Genomic DNA, 17811 nt, shown 5'->3' with positions numbered 1-17811 from the left:
CATGAATATCGACACCTTGCTGATCGACCTGCCCGCCGGCAAGCACCCCTGGCGCTTGCCGGTCTTTACCGACCTGGGCCTGCATCAACAGGCCCCGGCCCGTTTGCTGGCAGTGCTCGAACGCCAGCGTCCGGCGGTGGTAATGATGAGCGCCGAACAACTGGAGCGTCTGCTGGACTTTCCCGCCCTGGCCCTGAGTGATCTGAGCCATCTGCAACAGCTGTTATTCATCAGCTCCCGACCGGGCGACTGGCAGTTGGCGGAACGGGCAGCGGCGCAGCTCGATTGCCACGTAGAGGGTTTTACCGATGACGGGCGCGACCTGGTCAGCGTCAAGCGTAAGCACCAGCGCTGGTGCCGGCGGGCACTGGAACACCCCCAGGTGAATGCGGTGGCGCTGCACGGCACGACACTGTTCGCGGTGCCCCAGCCGTGCGAACCGGCGACAGTGGACGATCAGTTGGACGCGACCGCAGCCGCCGTCGATCAGCAGTTCAGCGTCACGCAGCTGACCGACGCCGTACAGTTGAACCAGCGCTTGAGCCAAGCCGCCTTGCTGTCGATGCTCAATGGCCTGGAGCAGTGCGGCCTGCTGCCCGCACCGCTCAACGATGTGGCGCACAGCCTCGCCAATGCCGGTATTGCCCCCGGCCACCGCCCACTCATCGCACGCTGGCTCGACGTGCTCCAAGCCGAGGATCTGCTGCGCCGCCAAGGCGACCGCCTGCATCCCAACCTCGACGCCAGCACCTGGAGCGACGCCAGCCTGGAGGGCATCTGGGTACAGTTGAGCCTGGACTGGGCGCGTAACACCGGCGGCAGCGCCACCCTCGATTACGCGCGAGACAACGCTCGCCAGTTGCCGGCGTTGATGCGCGGTGAGTGCGCGGCGGTGCACCTGCTGTTTCCCGAAGGCCGCACCGAACGTGCGGCGGCGTTGTACCGCGAAAGCCTGGCGGCGCAGTACCAGCATCGCGCCGTGGCTCACTGGATTGGCGCCTGGGCTGCGCGCCAGAGCGGCACCGAGCTCTTGCGGGTGCTGGAAGTCGGTGCCGGCACCGGTTCCACCACCCAGGCCGTGGTGCCAGCCCTGGCCAAGGTCACGGTGGACTATCTGTGCACCGACGTGTCGCGCTACTTCAGCGAGCAGGCCGCCGAGCGTCTGCACGCCTGGCCGTGGGTGCGCCACGGGGTGTTTGATATCGACCGCCCCGCCCCTGCCCAAGGCTATCGCACCCAGAGTTGGGACCTGATCGTCGCCGGGGGCGTGCTGAATGCCGCCCGCGACACCGAGCGCTCCCTGGCCACCCTGCTCGCCTTGCTCAAACCCGGCGGCTGGCTGGTGTTCAGCGAGCCGACCCGGGAGGAGTTCTGGGTGATGGCCTCCCAGGCTTTCATGCTCAACCAGGCCAGCGATGAGCGCGCGCTGAGCAGCAGTACCTTCCTGGACCTCAACCAATGGCAAACCGCCCTGGCCCGCGCCGGGTTCCAGGGCAATCGCAGCCTGCCCGCCGCCGACCACCCGCTGGCGCCGCTCGGCCATCGTGTGTTCGTCGCCCAAGTGCCTTGCCAACGCTTGAGCCGCGCCGCGCTGGCCGCGCACCTGGAACACCCAGACCTGCACCTGGAACTGCTCGACCGTTTGCCCGACCTGCCTACCGCCAAGGACTTGCCATGACCCCGCTGGCCTACCCTTTCAATGCCTTCACCGACCTGGAGCTCGCCGAGCCTTACCGCCATGCCCAGCAAGCACCGGGCCTGCTGCGTATCCAGATGCCCATCGGCGCGCCCGCCTGGCTCGCCACCCGCTATGACGATGTGCGCCTGGTGCTGGGCGACCGGCGTTTCAGCCGCAGCGAAGCCTTTCGCCGCGACGATGCCCCACGAGCATTCCCGCGAATTGCTGGCGGCATCGTGATGATGGACCCGCCGCAACTCACGCGGATCCGCTCCCGCGCCGCCCAGGCGTTTACCCGGCGGCGCGTCGAAGCACTGCGCCCCCATGCGCGGGCCTACGCCCATGAGTTGATCGACCGTATGCTCGCCGCCGGCCCGCCCGCCGACTTGGTGAGCGACTATGCCTTACCGTTGCCCCTGGCGTTGATTTGCGAGCTGCTGGGCGTACCGCTGCAAGACCGTGAACGCTTTAAGGTATGGAACGACTCATTGCTGTCGACCCGCGCCGAAGACGCCGCGTTGACCCAACAGCACTTGGGTGAACTGGCCGAGTACATCAAGGGCCTGGTCGCCGAGCGGCGCCGTCAGCCTCAGGACGATTTCATGACCGCCCAGGCCCAGGCCGATGACCAAGGCGAGCGCCTGAACGAAGACCAACTGCTGCTGTTGTGCATCGCCATCCTCGTCGCCGGCTACGAAGGCAGTGCTTCGCAGATCCCCAATTTCATTCTGGTGTTGCTGGACAATCCCGCACAGTGGCAACAACTCAAGGCCCATCCCGAGCAGATTCCCCAGGCGGTGGAAGAGCTGCTGCGCTATATCCCGCTGGCGTCGGCGGCGATGTTTGTGCATTACGCCCTCGAAGATATCCAGGTGGGTGAAACCCTGGTTCGCCAGGGCGAAGCCGTTTTCGCGTCCATCGGTGCGGCCAACCATGACCCGGCGCGCTTTGCCGACCCGCACACCCTCAACCTGCAACGCGATGCCGGCGGCCATTTCGGCTTCGGCCACGGCCTGCATCACTGCATCGGCTCGGCGCTGGCGCGGGTGGAGTTGCAAGAGGCGTTGCAAGCCTTGGTAGAACGCCTGCCCAACCTGCAACGCTGCGGGCAGGTGCAGTGGAAAACGGCGACGTTCTTTCGCGGTGCCCACTGCCTGCCGGTGACCTGGTCATGAGCCGCGCTCGTCCACGCGTGATCGTCGCCGGCACCGCGTTCGGCCGCATCTACCTGCAAGCCTTGGCTCGTGCCCATGAGCGCTATGAATTGGTCGGTATCCTGTCGCGTGGCAATGCCTATTCGAAGGCCTGCGCCGATCACTACGGGGTGGCGCTGTACGAGGCCGTCGAGCAGGTGCCCGATAGCGTCGACATTGCCTGCGTGGTGGTGCGTTCCGGCGCCACCGGTGGCGTGGGCAGCGAACTGGCCCAGCAGTTCTTGCGCCGTGGCATTCACGTATTGCAGGAACACCCGGTGCATCACCGCGAAATCGCCGCGTGCATGCAGGCGGCGCGTCAGGGCCAGGCGGCCTATGCGGTCAATACGCTGTACCCGAATATCCTTGCGATCCGGCGTTTTCTGGCGGTAGCCGCGTACCTGCGTGAGCAACAAGGGCTGGCCTATATCGACGCGGCCTGTAACAGCCAGGTGGCCTACCCGTTGCTGGATATTCTCGGGCGCCTGGCCGGTGGTTTGCGGCCCTGGGTATTTGCGGCGCCGGCCGCCAGTGTCGGTGCGCAACCCTTCACGCGGTTGAACGCCAGCTTCAATGGCGTGCCGATCAGCCTGCGCGTGCAAAACCAGGTGCATCCCCAGGACCCGGACAACCACTCGTTCCTGCTGCATCGCCTTGAAGTCGGCTGTGAAGGCGGCGTGCTGAGCCTGTGCGATACCCACGGTCCGGTGCTGTGGAACCCGCGCCTACATGCGCCACGGGACGACACCGACCGCCTGATCATGGCAGGCAAAGGCAGTGAACGATTGGCCGGGCCGAGCATGGTGGTGCTCGACCCGCACATACCCGCCAGCTATCACCAGGTGTTCAACCAGCTCTGGCCCGATGCGGTCAGCCTCGCCCTGGATGCGCTGTGCGCCGACATCGCCAAACCGGCGCAGCGCCTGCGCAGCGGCATATGGGCCACCGAGGTGTCGATGGCCTGGCGTGAAATGAACAGCCTGATCGGCATGCCGGAACTGATTGAATCGCCGATTCCCCGCGCGCTGCCGATGACCGAACTGCATCGCTGCGCCGACGCCGTACAGCCGCCTGGCGCTGACCCCAGCGCGCAACTCCTGGGAGCCCTGCCCTTTTGAACACTGCCCAATCCCGTTCGTCCTGCAGCCATGTGCTGCTGTGGGTTCGCGACCTGCACCAGGCGGTGGCGAACTTTCGCGCCGCCGGTTTCGAGGTCATCTACGCCACCGCCGAGGCCCGCGCGCAACACGCGCATATCTGGTTCAGCCACGGGCCGATCATCGAACTGCTCACCACCCCGCGTCATGCCTGGTTGTTCAAGTGGCCCATCGACTGCCTGGCCGGGCGTGGCGCCGGGCGGCGCATGTTGCGCTGGGCTGCCCAGGGTGAAGGTTTTTGCGACCTCGCGCTGCTCTGCGATGACCTGGCCCTGGCACCCCGTCTGACAAACCTGGCGGCCGGCGGCGTGGCCATGGGCCGGGTGGTGAAGTGGCAACGCACCTGTGCGGACGGCAGCCAGACGCGCTTTCGGTTTGTTTACCCACGGCATGAGCGCCTGCCGTTTCTGGTCACGCCCTATTCGCCCTCCCAGCACCCGCAGCGACTGATCCATCCCAACGGCGCCACGGGGCTGGCGGCCATTCACCTGGGCGTAAGCCCCGCCGACCACACAGCCCTCAACCTGCTCGCGGGCGATGACCCGATGTTGCACCTGCAACCCGCCGAATTTACCGGCGTACAGGCGGTGCAAGTCGCCGGCCTGGCGCAACCATTGACGTTACACGGTGCGCAATTGCTGAGCTGCCCGACTGCACATGGAGATAGCCATGCTTGATGGATTCACAGACTGGCCCGAAGATTTTATCCGCCGCTACCGCGAGCAAGGCTACTGGCAAGGCGTGCCACTGGGCCAACTGCTGCGTGAACAAGCCCAGCGTACGCCGCAGCAAGAGGCGCTGGTGGACGGCAACCGACGCTGGAGCTACGCCGAGCTGGACCAACACGCCGACCGCCTGGCCGCCGGCCTCGCCGCGCGCGGGCTGGTCGCCGGTCAGCGCGTGCTGGTGCAACTGCCCAATATCGCCGAGTTTTTCAGCCTGACCTTCGCTCTGTTGCGCCTGGGCGCGATCCCGGTGTTTGCGTTGCCGGCCCACCGCGAACATGAATTGGCCCACTTGGCGCACCTTAGCCAAGCGGTGGCCTATGTGATTATCGACCAGCACCTGGGCTTCGATTATCGGCCCCTGGCGCGCACGTTGCGTAGCCAGGTGTCGAGCCTGCAACAGGTGTGGGTGGTAGGCGCGGCCGAGGAATTCGTGGCCCTTGCCGACTGCGTCGCCACGCCCCACCCGTTCCCGGCACCGGACGCTCGCGATGTGGCGGTGCTATTGCTGTCCGGCGGCACCACTGGCCTGCCCAAGCTGATCCCGCGCACCCATGACGACTATGCGTGCAATGCCCGGCTGGCGGCGCAAGCCTGCGGTTTCGACCGCCACACCCGTTACCTGGCGGCGCTGCCGGTGGCACATAACTTCCCGTTGGCCTCGCCGGGGGCACTCGGGGTGTTCAGTGTCGGCGCCACCCTGGTACTGGCGCCGGAACCAAGCCCCGACACCGCCTTCGAACTGATCGAGCGCGAACGCATTACCCACACGGCCTTGATCCCGCCACTGGTGTTGCTGTGGCTGGAAGTGGCGCAATGGTCCGACAACGACCTTAGCAGCCTGCAATGGCTGCAAGTCGGTGGCGCACGCCTCAAGGCCGAGATCGCCGCACGTATCCGCCCCACCCTGGGCTGTGGCCTGCAACAGGTGTACGGCATGGCCGAAGGATTGCTGTGTTTTACCAGGCTGGATGACCCGCAGGCGCTGGTCTTCGACACCCAGGGCCTGCCGCTGACCGCTGCGGATGAGATCCGTATCGTCGATGCCGACGATGTGCCGGTGGCTCCCGGCGCCGTCGGTGAATTGCTGGTGCGCGGGCCCTACACCATTCGCGGTTACTACAACGCTCGCGAGCACAACCAGCGCGCCTTTACCGCCGATGGCTTTTATCGCAGCGGCGACCTGGTACGGCGCCTGCCCGAAGGGCACTTGATCGTCGAGGGGCGCAGCAAGGATGTGATCAACCGGGGCGGCGAAAAGATTCCGGTGGAAGAGATCGAGAACCTGCTGCTCGGCCATCCGCTGATCCGCGATGTGGCGTTGGTGGCGCTGGCCGACGAGTTGCTGGGTGAGCGCAGTTGCGCCTGCGTACTGGCCCACGGCGCGCCATTGGACCTGGCGTCGATCAACGCCTGGCTGCGCGAACGTGGGCTGGCGGCCTACAAGTTGCCAGACCGCTTGCAGGTGCTGCGCGAGTTTCCGCTGACGCGCCTGGGCAAGGTCAACCGCAAGGCCCTGGCGGAACAGGTGCTGGCCTTATGAGCCCGTGGCTGCGTGTATTGCGTGAGGGGCAACAGCCCCGCGCACGCCTGGTGTGCCTGCCCCACGCCGGTGGCAGCGCGAGCTTTTTTCGGCCGTGGCTGGCGCATTTGCCGGGTGACATTGACCTGTTGGCAGTGCAGTACCCCGGGCGCGAAGAGCGCTTCAACGAAGCGCATATCCCATGCCTGGCGACCCTCGCCAAGAACATCAGCCAGGCGTTGCTGACCTTGCCTGCGCGGCCCCTGTGGCTGTTCGGCCACAGCATGGGCGCGGCGCTTGCCTATGCCGTCGGCACGCTGCTGGAGGCCGGCGGTGTCGGCCCTGACCACGTATTTGTTTCGGCCCACGCACCGCCGCACCGGCAACCCTCCAGCGACCTGCATCGCCAGGACGACAGCGCGTTGATTGCCGACATCCTGCGCCAGGACGCCCAGGCCGCCGACCTGTGGGCCAACCCGCAGTTACGCACGCTGTTTCTGCCGGCGTTGCGCAGCGACTACCAGGCCATCGAAACCTGGCGCCCCGCGAACCTGCGGCCGTTGACGGCACCGCTGGATGTACTGCTGGCCCGCGATGACGCCGAAGTCAGCCTGGAGCAGGCTCGCGCCTGGGCCGACCTGAGCCGCCATATCCCAGACATCCGCCTGTTCGACGGCGACCACTTTTACCTCAAACATCAGCCGCGACCGGTGATCGACCACCTGTTGCAGCGCACCGCCTACCTTCAGGAAGACGCCCGATGAAAACCCCGGAACACTGCACTGGCCTTCACGACATTCGCCATGCCATCGACAGCCTCGACAAGCAGATCATCGACGCCCTCGGCCTGCGCATGCAATACGTCAAGGCCGCCTCCGCATTCAAACCCGACCAGGCCAGCATTGCCGCACCCGATCGCGTTGCGGCGATGTTGCCCCAGCGCCGGCAGTGGGCGCAGGAGGTCGGGCTGGATGGCGAGTTTGTCGAGGGCCTGTTCAACCAGATCATCCACTGGTACATCGCCGAGCAGACGGCCTTCTGGCTACAGAAAAAGAGCCAGCGCGTATGAACGCGGCCGATTTGCTCAAGACCTTCCAGGCCGCGCACCAACGGGCGGTGGCGTACCAGCGCCCCGTTATTGCCGTCAGCGCCTACCCCGCGCCGACGCTGGCGCCCCTGGCACTGTACGAGGCCCATCGCCAGGGTTTCTTCTGGTGTGCGCACTCGCCGGACTTAAGTTTGTTCGGCCTCGGCTGCGCCTGGCAGATCGAAGCCTCGGGGCCCCAGCGCATGGCCGAAGTGGATCGCCAATGGTTCGCACTGTGCGCCGATGCGCTGGTGGACGGCCCGCATCCGCCCTTGCTGCTGGGCGGTATGCGCTTTGATGAGCAGCAGCCCTGCGCATCCCATTGGGCGCCGTTTGCCGATGCCAGTTTCCACCTTGCCCACTGGTTGCTCAGCGAGGACAGCCACGGGCGCTGGCTGCGCTGCCAGCGCGTGGTCGAGCCCGGCAGCGATCCTGCGGCCTTGGCGCAAGCAAGCCTAGCCGCCCATGAACAACTGCTCAACCCAGCCACCCACGTTGCTCCCGCTCCCCATGTGGTGGAACGCGTCGCACTGCCGCGGGATCAATGGCAGGCCAAGGTCGACACCGCCTTGCACGTCATCGCCCGGGGTGACTTGAGCAAGGTGGTGCTGGCGCGGCATATCGACCACCACCTGGACGCCGCGCTCGACACTGGCGCGGTGATGGGCCACCTGCACGCTCGGCGTAACGCCTCGCACTTGTTCGCGATTCACCGGGGCGAACACTGCTTCATGGGCGCCACACCCGAGCGTTTGCTCAGTTGCGAGGCGGGCCGTCTCACCACCCACGCCCTGGCAGGCAGCACCCGTCGTGGGTGCAAGCCCAATGAAGATCAGGCGCTGGGGGAACGTTTATTGGCCGACCCGAAAGAGCAGCACGAGCATCGACTGGTGGTGCAGACCATTACCCAAGCCTTGGGTGACAAGGTCAGCGACCTGCACGCCGCGCCGCACCCCAACTTGCTGAAACTTGCCACGGTGCAGCATTTGAGCACGCCCATCACCGCAAGGCTCAACGCCGGCAAGCGCCTGCTGGACGGTATCCAGGCCTTGCACCCTACCCCCGCCGTCGGCGGTCTACCACGCGCGCCTGCGCTGGATTTTATCCGTGAACACGAAGGCTTTGATCGCGGCTGGTATGCCGCGCCAGTGGGCTGGCTGGATGCCGAGGGCAATGGCGATTTTCTCGTGGCCCTGCGCTCGGCGCTGATCACCCCCAGGCACTGCCATGCGTTTGCCGGCTGCGGCATTGTCGAGGGCTCGCTGCCGGCCAATGAGTACGAAGAAACCCAGATCAAGCTGGCAAGCATGCAACAGGCGCTGCAACTGGCCTGCCCTGCTGATACTGACGTGGCGTACAGCCAAACTCGCGGCGAAACACCGTATGCAAGTACTGCGCAGAGGTGAAGCCGCAGCGGGCGGCGATGTCGGCGATGGCCAGGTCCTGGTTCTCCAGGCCCTTGGCGGCGGCGGCGAGTTTGAAGCGCAGGATTTCGTCATGCACGCTGCACCCGCGCACCTTGCGAAAGTGCGCCTCCAATGACGAGCGTGAGACCCCGACATAGGCGGCGACCTGGTCGGTCTTGATCCCCTGGCACGCGTACTGGCGGATAAACAGCAATGCCTGCATCACATAAGGGTTACCCAGGGGCTGATGCAGGCTGGAGGCTTGCACGTTGATCGCGTCCGGCGGTACCAGCACCTGCGTGCCGGTGCAGGGTTTGCCGTGCAGCATCTGATGCAGCAAGGCCGCGGCAGTACGGCCCATGGTCTCGGTGCCCTGGATCACCGAACTCAGCGGCACCCGCGTCAGGGTGCGGGTCAGCGGGTCGTTGTCGATCCCGATCAGCGCCACCTCCTCCGGCACCGCAATGCCCGCCGTCAGGCAAGCTTGCAACAACTGCCGGGCGCGGGCATCGGTGACCGCGATAATACCGATGGGCTTGGGCAGGCTGTGCAGCCAGGCAATCTGCTGCTCCACCGCGCTGTCCCACAACGGCGCACTGGTGCCCAGGCCACGATAGATCTCCACCGGCAAACCATCGCGTTGCACCAGGCCGCGAAAGGCTTTCTCACGCTCCTGCGCCCAGCGATTGGCCTGGGCTTCGGGCAGGCTGAAACAGGCAAAGCGCGTCAGCCCGGCCTCGATCAAATGCTCGTAGGCCAGCTTCATCAAGGCGTAGTTATCGGTGGCGACATAGGGAATGCCCTTGGGGTACGCGCTGACGTCCTCGTAAGATCCCCCCACCGCCACCACCGGTATCCGACTCCCGGCCAGCGCCTCGCCGATCAGCGGGTCATCGAAGTCGGCAATGATGCCATCGCCCTGCCAGCGCTCGATACCGCGCAGACGGCAGAGAAAATCCTCTTCCAGGAACAGGTCCCAGGAAGCGCGGGTGCTGCTCAGGTAATTGCCGATACCGGTGATGATGCCGCGGTCGTAGATTTTGCTGCCGTTGAAGAGCAAGGCGATGCGGTGCACGGGCGGTAGGGTTTTCATTGTTTTTGTCCTGGGGCCGGTGGGTGCAGATTAGACCTCGCTGTGCAAAATCGCACTACACCTTGGTGATTTTCATAATCAGCACCCCAGGTGCCGTTGCTAGTATCCAGACACCGCCCAGAACAATAAGGAAACCGCCATGCCGTACTTCCCCGGTGTCGACAAGGTTCGCTTCGAAGGCCCTGCCAGCGAATCCCCCCTCGCCTTTCGCCATTACGACGCCAACAAGCTGATCCTAGGCAAACCCATGCGCGAACACCTGCGCATGGCCGCCTGTTATTGGCACACCTTTGTGTGGCCGGGGGCGGATATGTTTGGCATGGGTACGTTCAAACGCCCATGGCAGCGCAGTGGCGATCCGATGGAGCTGGCGATCGGCAAGGCGGAGGCGGCCTTTGAGTTTTTTTCCAAGCTGGGTATCGACTACTACAGTTTCCACGACACCGACGTAGCGCCAGAAGGCAGCTCGCTCAAGGAGTACCGCAACCATTTCGCACAGATGGTCGATCACCTGGAGCGCCATCAGGAACAGACCGGCATCAAGCTGCTGTGGGGCACCGCCAATTGCTTCAGCAACCCGCGCTTTGCCGCCGGGGCCGCGAGTAATCCGGACCCGGAAGTGTTCGCCTTCGCTGCCGCCCAGGTGTTCAGTGCGATGAACGCCACGCTGCGGCTCAAGGGTGCCAACTATGTGCTGTGGGGTGGCCGTGAAGGGTACGAAACCCTGCTCAACACCGACCTCAAGCGCGAGCGTGAACAGCTCGGGCGTTTTATGCGCATGGTGGTGGAGCACAAGCACAAGATCGGCTTTACCGGTGACCTGTTGATCGAGCCAAAACCTCAGGAGCCGACCAAGCACCAGTACGATTACGACAGTGCCACGGTGTTCGGCTTCCTGCATGAATACGGCCTGGAGAACGAAATCAAGGTGAACATCGAGGCCAACCACGCGACGTTGGCCGGGCACAGTTTTCATCATGAAATTGCCACGGCCGTGTCCCTGGGGATCTTCGGCAGCATCGACGCCAACCGCGGCGACCCGCAGAACGGCTGGGACACCGACCAGTTCCCCAACAGCGTCGAAGAAATGACCCTGGCCACCTATGAAATCCTCAAGGCCGGAGGTTTCAAGAACGGTGGCTACAATTTCGATTCCAAGGTGCGCCGCCAGAGCCTGGACGAGGTGGACCTGTTCCACGGGCATGTGGCAGCCATGGATGTGCTGGCGCTGGCCTTGGAACGTGCGGCGGCGATGGTGCAGAACGACACGTTGCAGCAATTCAAGGACCAGCGTTACGCCGGGTGGGAGCAACCATTGGGCCAGGCGGTGCTGGCAGGTGAGTTCAGCCTGGAATCACTGGCTGAACATGCGTTTGCCCACGAACTGAATCCGCAGGCCGTGAGTGGTCGACAGGAGATGCTTGAGGGGGTTGTGAATCGGTTTATCTACACCTGAGTGTCCTGTGGCTAGGGAGCAAGCTCTCTCGCCACAATGAGAGTCTTCACCTAGTGTCTTTCCAACAACAATAAAAGGACGCACCACCATGAAGTCATTCAAACGCACCCTGCTCACCACTGCCCTGGCCCTGCTCGCCTTGCCGGTGATGGCCGATCCGGCCCATCCTAAAATCGGTTTTTCCATCGATGACTTGCGCCTGGAGCGCTGGTCCCGCGACCGCGATTACTTCGTCGCCGCCGCAGAAAAACTTGATGCCAAGGTCTTCGTGCAGTCCGCTGATGCCAACGAGCAAAAGCAAATCTCGCAAATCGAAAACCTGATCTCCCGTGGCGTCGATGTGATCGTGATCGTGCCGTTCAACGCCACGGTGCTGACCAACGCCGTAGCCGAAGCCAAGAAGGCCGGGATCAAAGTGGTGTCTTATGACCGCCTGATCCTCAACGCAGACATCGACGCGTACATCTCGTTTGATAACGAAAAGGTCGGTGAGATGCAGGCCAACGGCGTGCTGCAAGCGGCGCCCACGGGCAATTACTTCCTGCTCGGCGGCGCACCGACGGACAACAACGCCAAGGTGCTGCGCGAAGGCCAGATGAAGGTGCTGCAACCAGCTATCGACAAGGGCGACATCAAGATTGTCGGCCAGCAGTGGGTCAAGGAGTGGAACCCTACCGAAGCCTTGAGCATTGTCGAAAACGCCCTGACCCGTAATGACAACAAGATCGATGCCATCGTTGCCTCCAACGACGCCACCGCCGGCGGCGCGATCCAGGCCCTGGCCGCACAGAAGCTGGCGGGCAAGGTGCCGATCTCCGGCCAGGACGCTGACCTTGCGGCAATCAAGCGCGTGATCGACGGCACCCAGACCATGACCGTCTACAAGCCGCTCAAGCTGATCGCCACCGAAGCCGCCAAGCTCTCGGTGCAACTGGCGCGCAGCGAAAAGCCGACCTACAGCTCGCAGTACGACAACGGCAGCAAGAAAGTCGACACCATCCTGCTCACCCCAACGCCGTTGACCAAAGCCAATATCGACGTGCTGGAGAAGGATGGGTTCTACACCAAAGAGCAGATCGGCGGGCAATGACCGCCATGGCCGCCGACTACCTGCTGCAAATGAACGGCATCGTCAAAAGCTTTGGCGGTGTCAACGCCCTCAATGGCATCGATATCAAGGTACGCCCGGGAGAGTGCGTCGGGCTGTGCGGTGAGAACGGTGCCGGTAAATCCACCTTGATGAAGGTGCTGTCGGCGGTCTACCCCTACGGCACCTGGGAGGGCGAAATCCTCTGGGACGGGCAGCCGCTCAAGGCCCAGTCCATTCGCGAAACCGAGGCCGCCGGCATCGTCATCATTCACCAGGAACTGACCCTGGTGCCCGACCTGTCGGTGGCCGAAAACATCTTCATGGGCCACGAACTGACCCTGCCCGGCGGGCGCATGAACTACCCGGCGATGCTGCAACGGGCCGAAGTCTTGATGCGCGAACTCAAGGTGCCGGACATGAACGTGGCGCTGCCAGTGTCGCAGTACGGCGGCGGCTACCAGCAACTGGTGGAAATCGCCAAGGCTCTCAACAAGCAAGCGCGCCTGTTGATCCTTGACGAGCCGTCCTCAGCCCTGACCCGCTCGGAAATCGAAGTGCTGCTGGACATCATCCAGGGCCTCAAGGCCAAGGGCGTGGCCTGCGTGTATATCTCGCACAAGCTCGATGAAGTGGCTGCGGTGTGCGACACCATCGCAGTGATCCGCGACGGCAAGCACATCGCGACCACCGCCATGGCGGACATGGACATCGCACAGATCATCACCCAAATGGTCGGCCGCGAGATGAGCAACCTCTACCCCTCCGAGCCCCATGCAGTGGGCGAGGTGATTTTTGAAGCGCGCAACGTCACCTGCTACGACGTCGACAACCCCAAGCGCAAGCGCGTCGACGATATTTCGTTTGTGCTCAAGCGCGGCGAAATCCTCGGCATTGCAGGGCTTGTGGGCGCCGGGCGCACCGAAATGGTGTCGGCACTGTTCGGCGCCTACCCCGGCCGCTACAGCGCGCAGGTGTGGCTGGACGGCCAAATCGTCGATACGCGCACGCCGCTCAAATCGATCCGCGCCGGGTTGTGCATGGTGCCCGAAGACCGCAAGCGCCAAGGCATCATTCCCGACCTGGGCGTCGGCCATAACATCACCCTGGCTGTGCTCGACACCTATGCGCACCTGAGCCGCATCGACGCTGAGGCCGAACTGGGCAGCATCGACCAGCAAATCGCACGTATGCACCTCAAGACCGCCAGCCCGTTGCTGCCGATCACCAGCCTGTCCGGCGGCAATCAGCAAAAGGCCGTGCTCGCGAAAATGCTGATGGCCAAGCCCAAGGTGCTGATCCTCGACGAACCCACACGCGGGGTAGATGTGGGCGCCAAGTATGAGATCTACAAACTGATGGGCGCGCTGGCGGCCGAAGGTGTGTCGATCATCATGGTTTCCTCGGAGCTGGCCGAAGTGCTCGGCGTGTCCAACCGCGTGCTGGTAATCGGCGACGGCCAACTGCGCGGTGACTTCATCAACGAGGGGCTTACCCAGGAACAGGTGCTCGCCGCTGCGCTCAGCCAACACCCTAATAATCGGAAGACCGCGTAGATGAATCAGGTCAAACAGCTTTTCACCCGCTACAAAATGCTCGCCCTGGTGATCGCCGTGGCGTTCATCTGGCTGTTTTTCAGTTGGCAGACCGAGGGCGGCTTTGTCACGCCGCGTAACTTGTCCAACCTGCTGCGGCAGATGTCGATCACCGGCATATTGGCGTGCGGTATGGTGCTGGTGATTATCAGCGGCGAGATCGATTTGTCGGTGGGTTCGTTGCTCGGACTGTTGGGCGGGCTGGCGGCGATTCTGGACGTGGTCTATCACGTACCGCTGCTGGCCAACCTCAGCCTGGTGGCGCTGTGCGGGTTGATAATCGGCCTGGCCAACGGTTACATGACCGCCTATCTGCGCATCCCCTCGTTTATCGTCGGCCTGGGTGGGATGCTGGCGTTTCGCGGGATTTTGCTGGGGATTACCGGCGGCACCACCATTGCACCGGTGTCGCCGTCGCTGGTGTATGTGGGCCAGGGGTATTTGCCCCACACCGTCGGTATCGGGCTGGGGGTGTTGCTGTTTGCCTTGACGGTGTTCCTCACCTGGAAACAACGGCGCAACCGCGCACTGCATGGCTTGGCCGCGCACTCACTGATGCGTGACGGGTTGCGCGTGGTGCTGATCGGGGCGGTGCTGGCCGGGTTCGTCACCACGCTCAACCGCTACGACGGCATTCCGGTACCGGTGCTGTTGTTACTGGTGCTGCTCGGCGTGTTCAGCTACGTCACTCGCCAGACCGTGTTCGGCCGCCGCGTCTATGCGGTGGGTAGCAATATGGAAGCCACGCGCCTGTCGGGCATCAATGTGCAAGCGGTGAAACTGTGGATCTTCGGCATCATGGGCGTGATGTGCGCCCTCGCCGGCCTGGTCAACACCGCCCGCCTCGCCGCCGGCTCCCCGTCGGCGGGCAATATGGGGGAACTCGACGCCATCGCCGCGTGTTTTATTGGCGGCACCTCGATGCGCGGTGGCTCGGGCACGGTGTATGGGGCATTGCTTGGAGCCTTGGTGATTACCAGCCTGGATAACGGCATGTCGATGCTCGACGTGGACAGTTACTGGCAGATGATCGTCAAGGGCAGCATTCTGGTGCTCGCGGTGTGGGTGGATGTGAGTACGCGGGCAGGACGGCGCTGATTCGCCAGTCCCTCAGTACCATGGCAAACCGGTGGCGTGGCGCACATAGTCATGCCGCCATCCAGCCGACTGAGGGGCTCAGGCAATCAGTAAATGATCTTCCCATCAAATAGATTGTAAACATGCTCCGGCATTTTGGACGGCGAAGCGAGGTACACAAATAACTTCTGGCCCTGCTCTTTGAAAGCCAGCACCTGCAAAAATTCTCCAGCACCTATGGCAACATGGTCCTTCAAAAAGTCTGTCGACATATTCATTTTCGGCACAGACTCATCAAAAACATACACCACCTGCTGAGTGGCACGGGTTCGCTGCTTTGCCGCGCCTTTGGCCCACCCCTCCCATTCGGCAGAATTACGCACCGTTGCCGAAGCAGATTGGACCCCTGGGTCCTGGAACACTTTCCCAACACCATCTTTAAGCCTTTTCGCGCCTTCATCCGTAACAAAAGCTGAGCGATAAGCTTTGCCTTCATAAGGGTTCAATTGATTGAACTCGCCGAGAAACGCTTCAAGCTCAGGCGTGGTCTTACCCGCTCTCAGTGGTCCGTTGACAAAGTCGGAATCCGCGTGAGTGTAGGTTTCAATCCATTCGAACTCACCTGCATTACTCTCGCCCATGAGTGTCACCAGCGTCTTTGTAAACTGCTCGACCTCGTGTTCCTTGACGGGGAGTGCCATGTCGGCATGTTGTTGAGCAACGGCGCCCAACGTTTCCCGTGCCTGTCTGTATTTACGGGAAAAATATTCTTTCAGCCCGCCACCCGGGACGCCCATTTTTGCCCACACTCCCGCCTCATCCGGCTTGGCGGCAATACCGCTATATGCCAATTTCGAGGGGTCTTGCGGGTCGGGTACTTGCAGCTTGTAATGTTCACCATCTGCCACATCGGGTTTGTCAGCAACAAAATACTTCTTGCCCCTGAACTCCACCTCGCGCATTCCCGCAAAGGTTGGCGCTGGTGTGGACGGCGTAGTGGCCGGCGCATTGGATATTCGCGCCAGTTCAACTTCGTCGGGCTGCGCTGTAGGGTGCCATTGGTAACGATCATTGGCGCTGGCGTTAAACGGTATGAGCGGCGGCTCCTGCGCCTCTGCCCCGGCTGGCACCAGATCGTGCGCCAGCTGCAAAGCTGAAATGGCCGCTGCGGCATTGCCGCCCACGCGATCGTTAGCCGTCATGCCATAAATGGAGTCGTGCGCCCCGAAAACGATCTGGCCCAGATTGCCAACGACGGGTGCATAACCAAAGGTACTGCTCCACGCTTCTTTTACTGCCTTCCATCGTTGCTGCGAGGCGCCAAATACCTGTGTCTGGTCCTTCCACACCGCATTATTGGCATTTAACCCTTGGTACGTTGAGGCAATACCGGAACGGAGGCTGCCGTACTTCAAAAAATAATCACTGCCTCGCGACTTCGTATAATTAAATGTTTCCCACACCGGCACAGCCATGTCTTTGACTATATTTTGACGCCCCGGATAGGTAGCAAGATTGCCCGCAATGTAATGATCAAGCACCTCTCCAGCTTTGGGCCAATGCGCGTCTATACCGCCTTGCCTGTCGCTGGCGTTGAATCGACTAACGATGTCATCGCGATTTTCTTTGGCCCACTCGGAAAAGCCTCTATCGCCCGATATTTCACTGGCCTTGCCGCTCTTCAAATCAATCATCAACCCCTTATTGGGTCGATGCTCGACATTCCCATCAAAGGGCAAGTCAGGAATAAAGGCATAGCCTGCCAATGGGTAACCATAGAGATTGGGAATAATGACTTGGCCGTTCCAATATAACGTTCGATAGATCGCCTCTTGTGTTTCAACGCTTAACTGTTCGAAGCCAGTCTTATCGTTTAACAGGCTTTGCAAGGTGCCGCGCAGCACATAGACATCCGCTTTGCCCGAGCGCTCGGCCAGTGGCCCTGATTCATCGCTCATTGGCTTGGCTACCTCAGCTTCCCAATGGCGCTGGAGTCGCGCTCCCAACGCCTCCAGATCACTGACCCTGCTGCGGTCTTGTGGCTCGATTTGGGTTGTTCGGAAATTGACCAGGCCACCTTCCGATGTCCGGTCGTGCTTTAGCGCGCCGGCTGCTATTTCCCATGCAAAGTAGGTGCGTGTGTCCGTGTTGGTTTTTACCTGCGGCGTCCATTTCCCTACGTAAGTGTTGAATGTCACGCTGATTTTTTCATGGGGGTCGTACCCTGCGGCCAACAATCCGGCGCTAAAGTAACCTGCAGGTTCCAGGAACTGACGAGTCTGTTGGAACCGGATATTGCGCTCACCTTCGTTACCCCGTTCTACGCTATCGATCAGCGCGGTAACCCGGAGGGCATAAGCATCGATACACGGCAGCTGTTCTTCCAGGGTATTACGCAAGGAGCCCGTGAAAGGTCCATGGATGATCGCAGTGTAAAGCGCCTCTTGGGACAGAGGTCGTGCCAGAATGCTCGATGTTTCGCTGAGAGGATCAGCTGTATTGTTGCTGGGCAAGTCCAGTGCGCTTGTCATCTCTGAATACGAGGGATCACCGGGCAAATAGCAATCGGGGCTCGGTGAAGAAAGATCATTCAAGAACATTGATGAGGTACCTTTTTCAGACAATTGCGATTACCCCCACCTGACTGTCTGGTATGGGGCGTCCTGCGCTGGTGGCACTGACATACGCGGATCGTTCCTCGCGCTTACACCGGCCGTCAGGTGAGTCGCGCCTAT

The 17811-nt window shown here is 62.4% G+C and carries 14 protein-coding genes; 12 read left to right on the top strand and 2 right to left on the bottom strand.

From position 1 onward, the window contains the following. Window position 1 precedes the first annotated feature (1 nt). The 8 genes from IH404_RS11910 to IH404_RS11875 are packed head-to-tail and all read left to right on the top strand — an operon-like array spanning window position 2 to window position 8768. Window positions 2-1678 carry a class I SAM-dependent methyltransferase gene (locus IH404_RS11910; RefSeq protein WP_194440482.1) on the top strand — a complete coding sequence of 559 codons (1677 nt, stop codon included), beginning with the start codon at window positions 2-4 and terminating at the stop codon, window positions 1676-1678. Next, entirely contained in the window at window positions 1675-2853 is a 1179-nt protein-coding gene (locus tag IH404_RS11905; protein WP_194440481.1) for a cytochrome P450, read from the top strand. Before IH404_RS11910 ends, IH404_RS11905 begins: the two co-directional genes overlap by 4 nt. Beyond that, on the top strand, window positions 2850-3989 hold the full coding sequence (locus IH404_RS11900) for a Gfo/Idh/MocA family oxidoreductase (RefSeq protein ID WP_194440480.1): 1140 nt from the start codon (window positions 2850-2852) through the stop codon (window positions 3987-3989). The genes IH404_RS11905 and IH404_RS11900 overlap by 4 nt, the downstream gene beginning before the upstream one ends. Beyond that, entirely contained in the window at window positions 3986-4705 is a 720-nt protein-coding gene (locus IH404_RS11895) for a VOC family protein (protein ID WP_194440479.1), read from the top strand. The genes IH404_RS11900 and IH404_RS11895 overlap by 4 nt, the downstream gene beginning before the upstream one ends. Continuing rightward, a complete protein-coding gene (locus IH404_RS11890) occupies window positions 4698-6296 on the top strand; it encodes an AMP-binding protein (RefSeq protein ID WP_194440478.1) in 1599 nt (532 codons plus the stop codon). The genes IH404_RS11895 and IH404_RS11890 overlap by 8 nt, the downstream gene beginning before the upstream one ends. Then, complete coding sequence (locus tag IH404_RS11885) at window positions 6293-7039, top strand: alpha/beta fold hydrolase (RefSeq protein WP_194440477.1); 747 nt, start codon at window positions 6293-6295, stop codon at window positions 7037-7039. Before IH404_RS11890 ends, IH404_RS11885 begins: the two co-directional genes overlap by 4 nt. After that, window positions 7036-7344 carry an isochorismate lyase gene (locus IH404_RS11880; RefSeq protein ID WP_194440476.1) on the top strand — a complete coding sequence of 103 codons (309 nt, stop codon included), beginning with the start codon at window positions 7036-7038 and terminating at the stop codon, window positions 7342-7344. The genes IH404_RS11885 and IH404_RS11880 overlap by 4 nt, the downstream gene beginning before the upstream one ends. After that, window positions 7341-8768: an isochorismate synthase gene (locus IH404_RS11875; RefSeq protein WP_194440475.1), complete on the top strand. Its 1428-nt coding sequence runs from the start codon at window positions 7341-7343 to the stop codon at window positions 8766-8768. Before IH404_RS11880 ends, IH404_RS11875 begins: the two co-directional genes overlap by 4 nt. Here the strand turns inward: IH404_RS11875 and IH404_RS11870 are convergent. Continuing rightward, window positions 8656-9861, bottom strand: coding sequence for a XylR family transcriptional regulator (locus IH404_RS11870; protein WP_005787430.1), 1206 nt, complete (start codon window positions 9859-9861; stop codon window positions 8656-8658). The two genes, IH404_RS11875 and IH404_RS11870, sit on opposite strands and share 113 nt — an antisense overlap. 139 nt (window positions 9862-10000) lie before the next feature. Here IH404_RS11870 and xylA point away from each other — a divergent pair, with 139 nt between their 5' ends. The 4 genes from xylA to IH404_RS11850 all read left to right on the top strand — a co-directional run bounded on the left by xylA (window position 10001) and on the right by IH404_RS11850 (window position 15097). Continuing rightward, window positions 10001-11317 (top strand): xylose isomerase, encoded by a 1317-nt coding sequence (gene xylA / locus IH404_RS11865; RefSeq protein WP_194440474.1) that lies wholly within the window; start codon window positions 10001-10003, stop codon window positions 11315-11317. A gap of 88 nt (window positions 11318-11405) precedes the next feature. Next, window positions 11406-12407, top strand: a complete 1002-nt coding sequence (xylF, locus tag IH404_RS11860) for a D-xylose ABC transporter substrate-binding protein (RefSeq protein WP_194440473.1) — start codon at window positions 11406-11408, stop codon at window positions 12405-12407. Continuing rightward, entirely contained in the window at window positions 12404-13960 is a 1557-nt protein-coding gene (gene xylG / locus IH404_RS11855; RefSeq protein ID WP_194440472.1) for a D-xylose ABC transporter ATP-binding protein, read from the top strand. Before xylF ends, xylG begins: the two co-directional genes overlap by 4 nt. Continuing rightward, window positions 13961-15097 (top strand): sugar ABC transporter permease, encoded by a 1137-nt coding sequence (locus IH404_RS11850; protein WP_194440471.1) that lies wholly within the window; start codon window positions 13961-13963, stop codon window positions 15095-15097. It begins immediately after the preceding gene. 86 nt (window positions 15098-15183) lie between these two features. Here the strand turns inward: IH404_RS11850 and IH404_RS11845 are convergent, their stop codons facing one another. After that, a complete protein-coding gene (locus IH404_RS11845) occupies window positions 15184-17676 on the bottom strand; it encodes a hypothetical protein (protein ID WP_194440470.1) in 2493 nt (830 codons plus the stop codon). Between the last annotated feature and the right edge of the window lie 135 nt (window positions 17677-17811).

Origin of the sequence: Pseudomonas sp. OST1909 (assembly GCF_015277575.1) — a bacterium.
In the GTDB taxonomy this organism is placed as follows: Bacteria; Pseudomonadota; Gammaproteobacteria; order Pseudomonadales; family Pseudomonadaceae; genus Aquipseudomonas; species Aquipseudomonas synxantha_A.
Note: the sequence above shows the minus strand (reverse complement) of the source record. Positions and strands in the feature narration are given on the sequence as shown.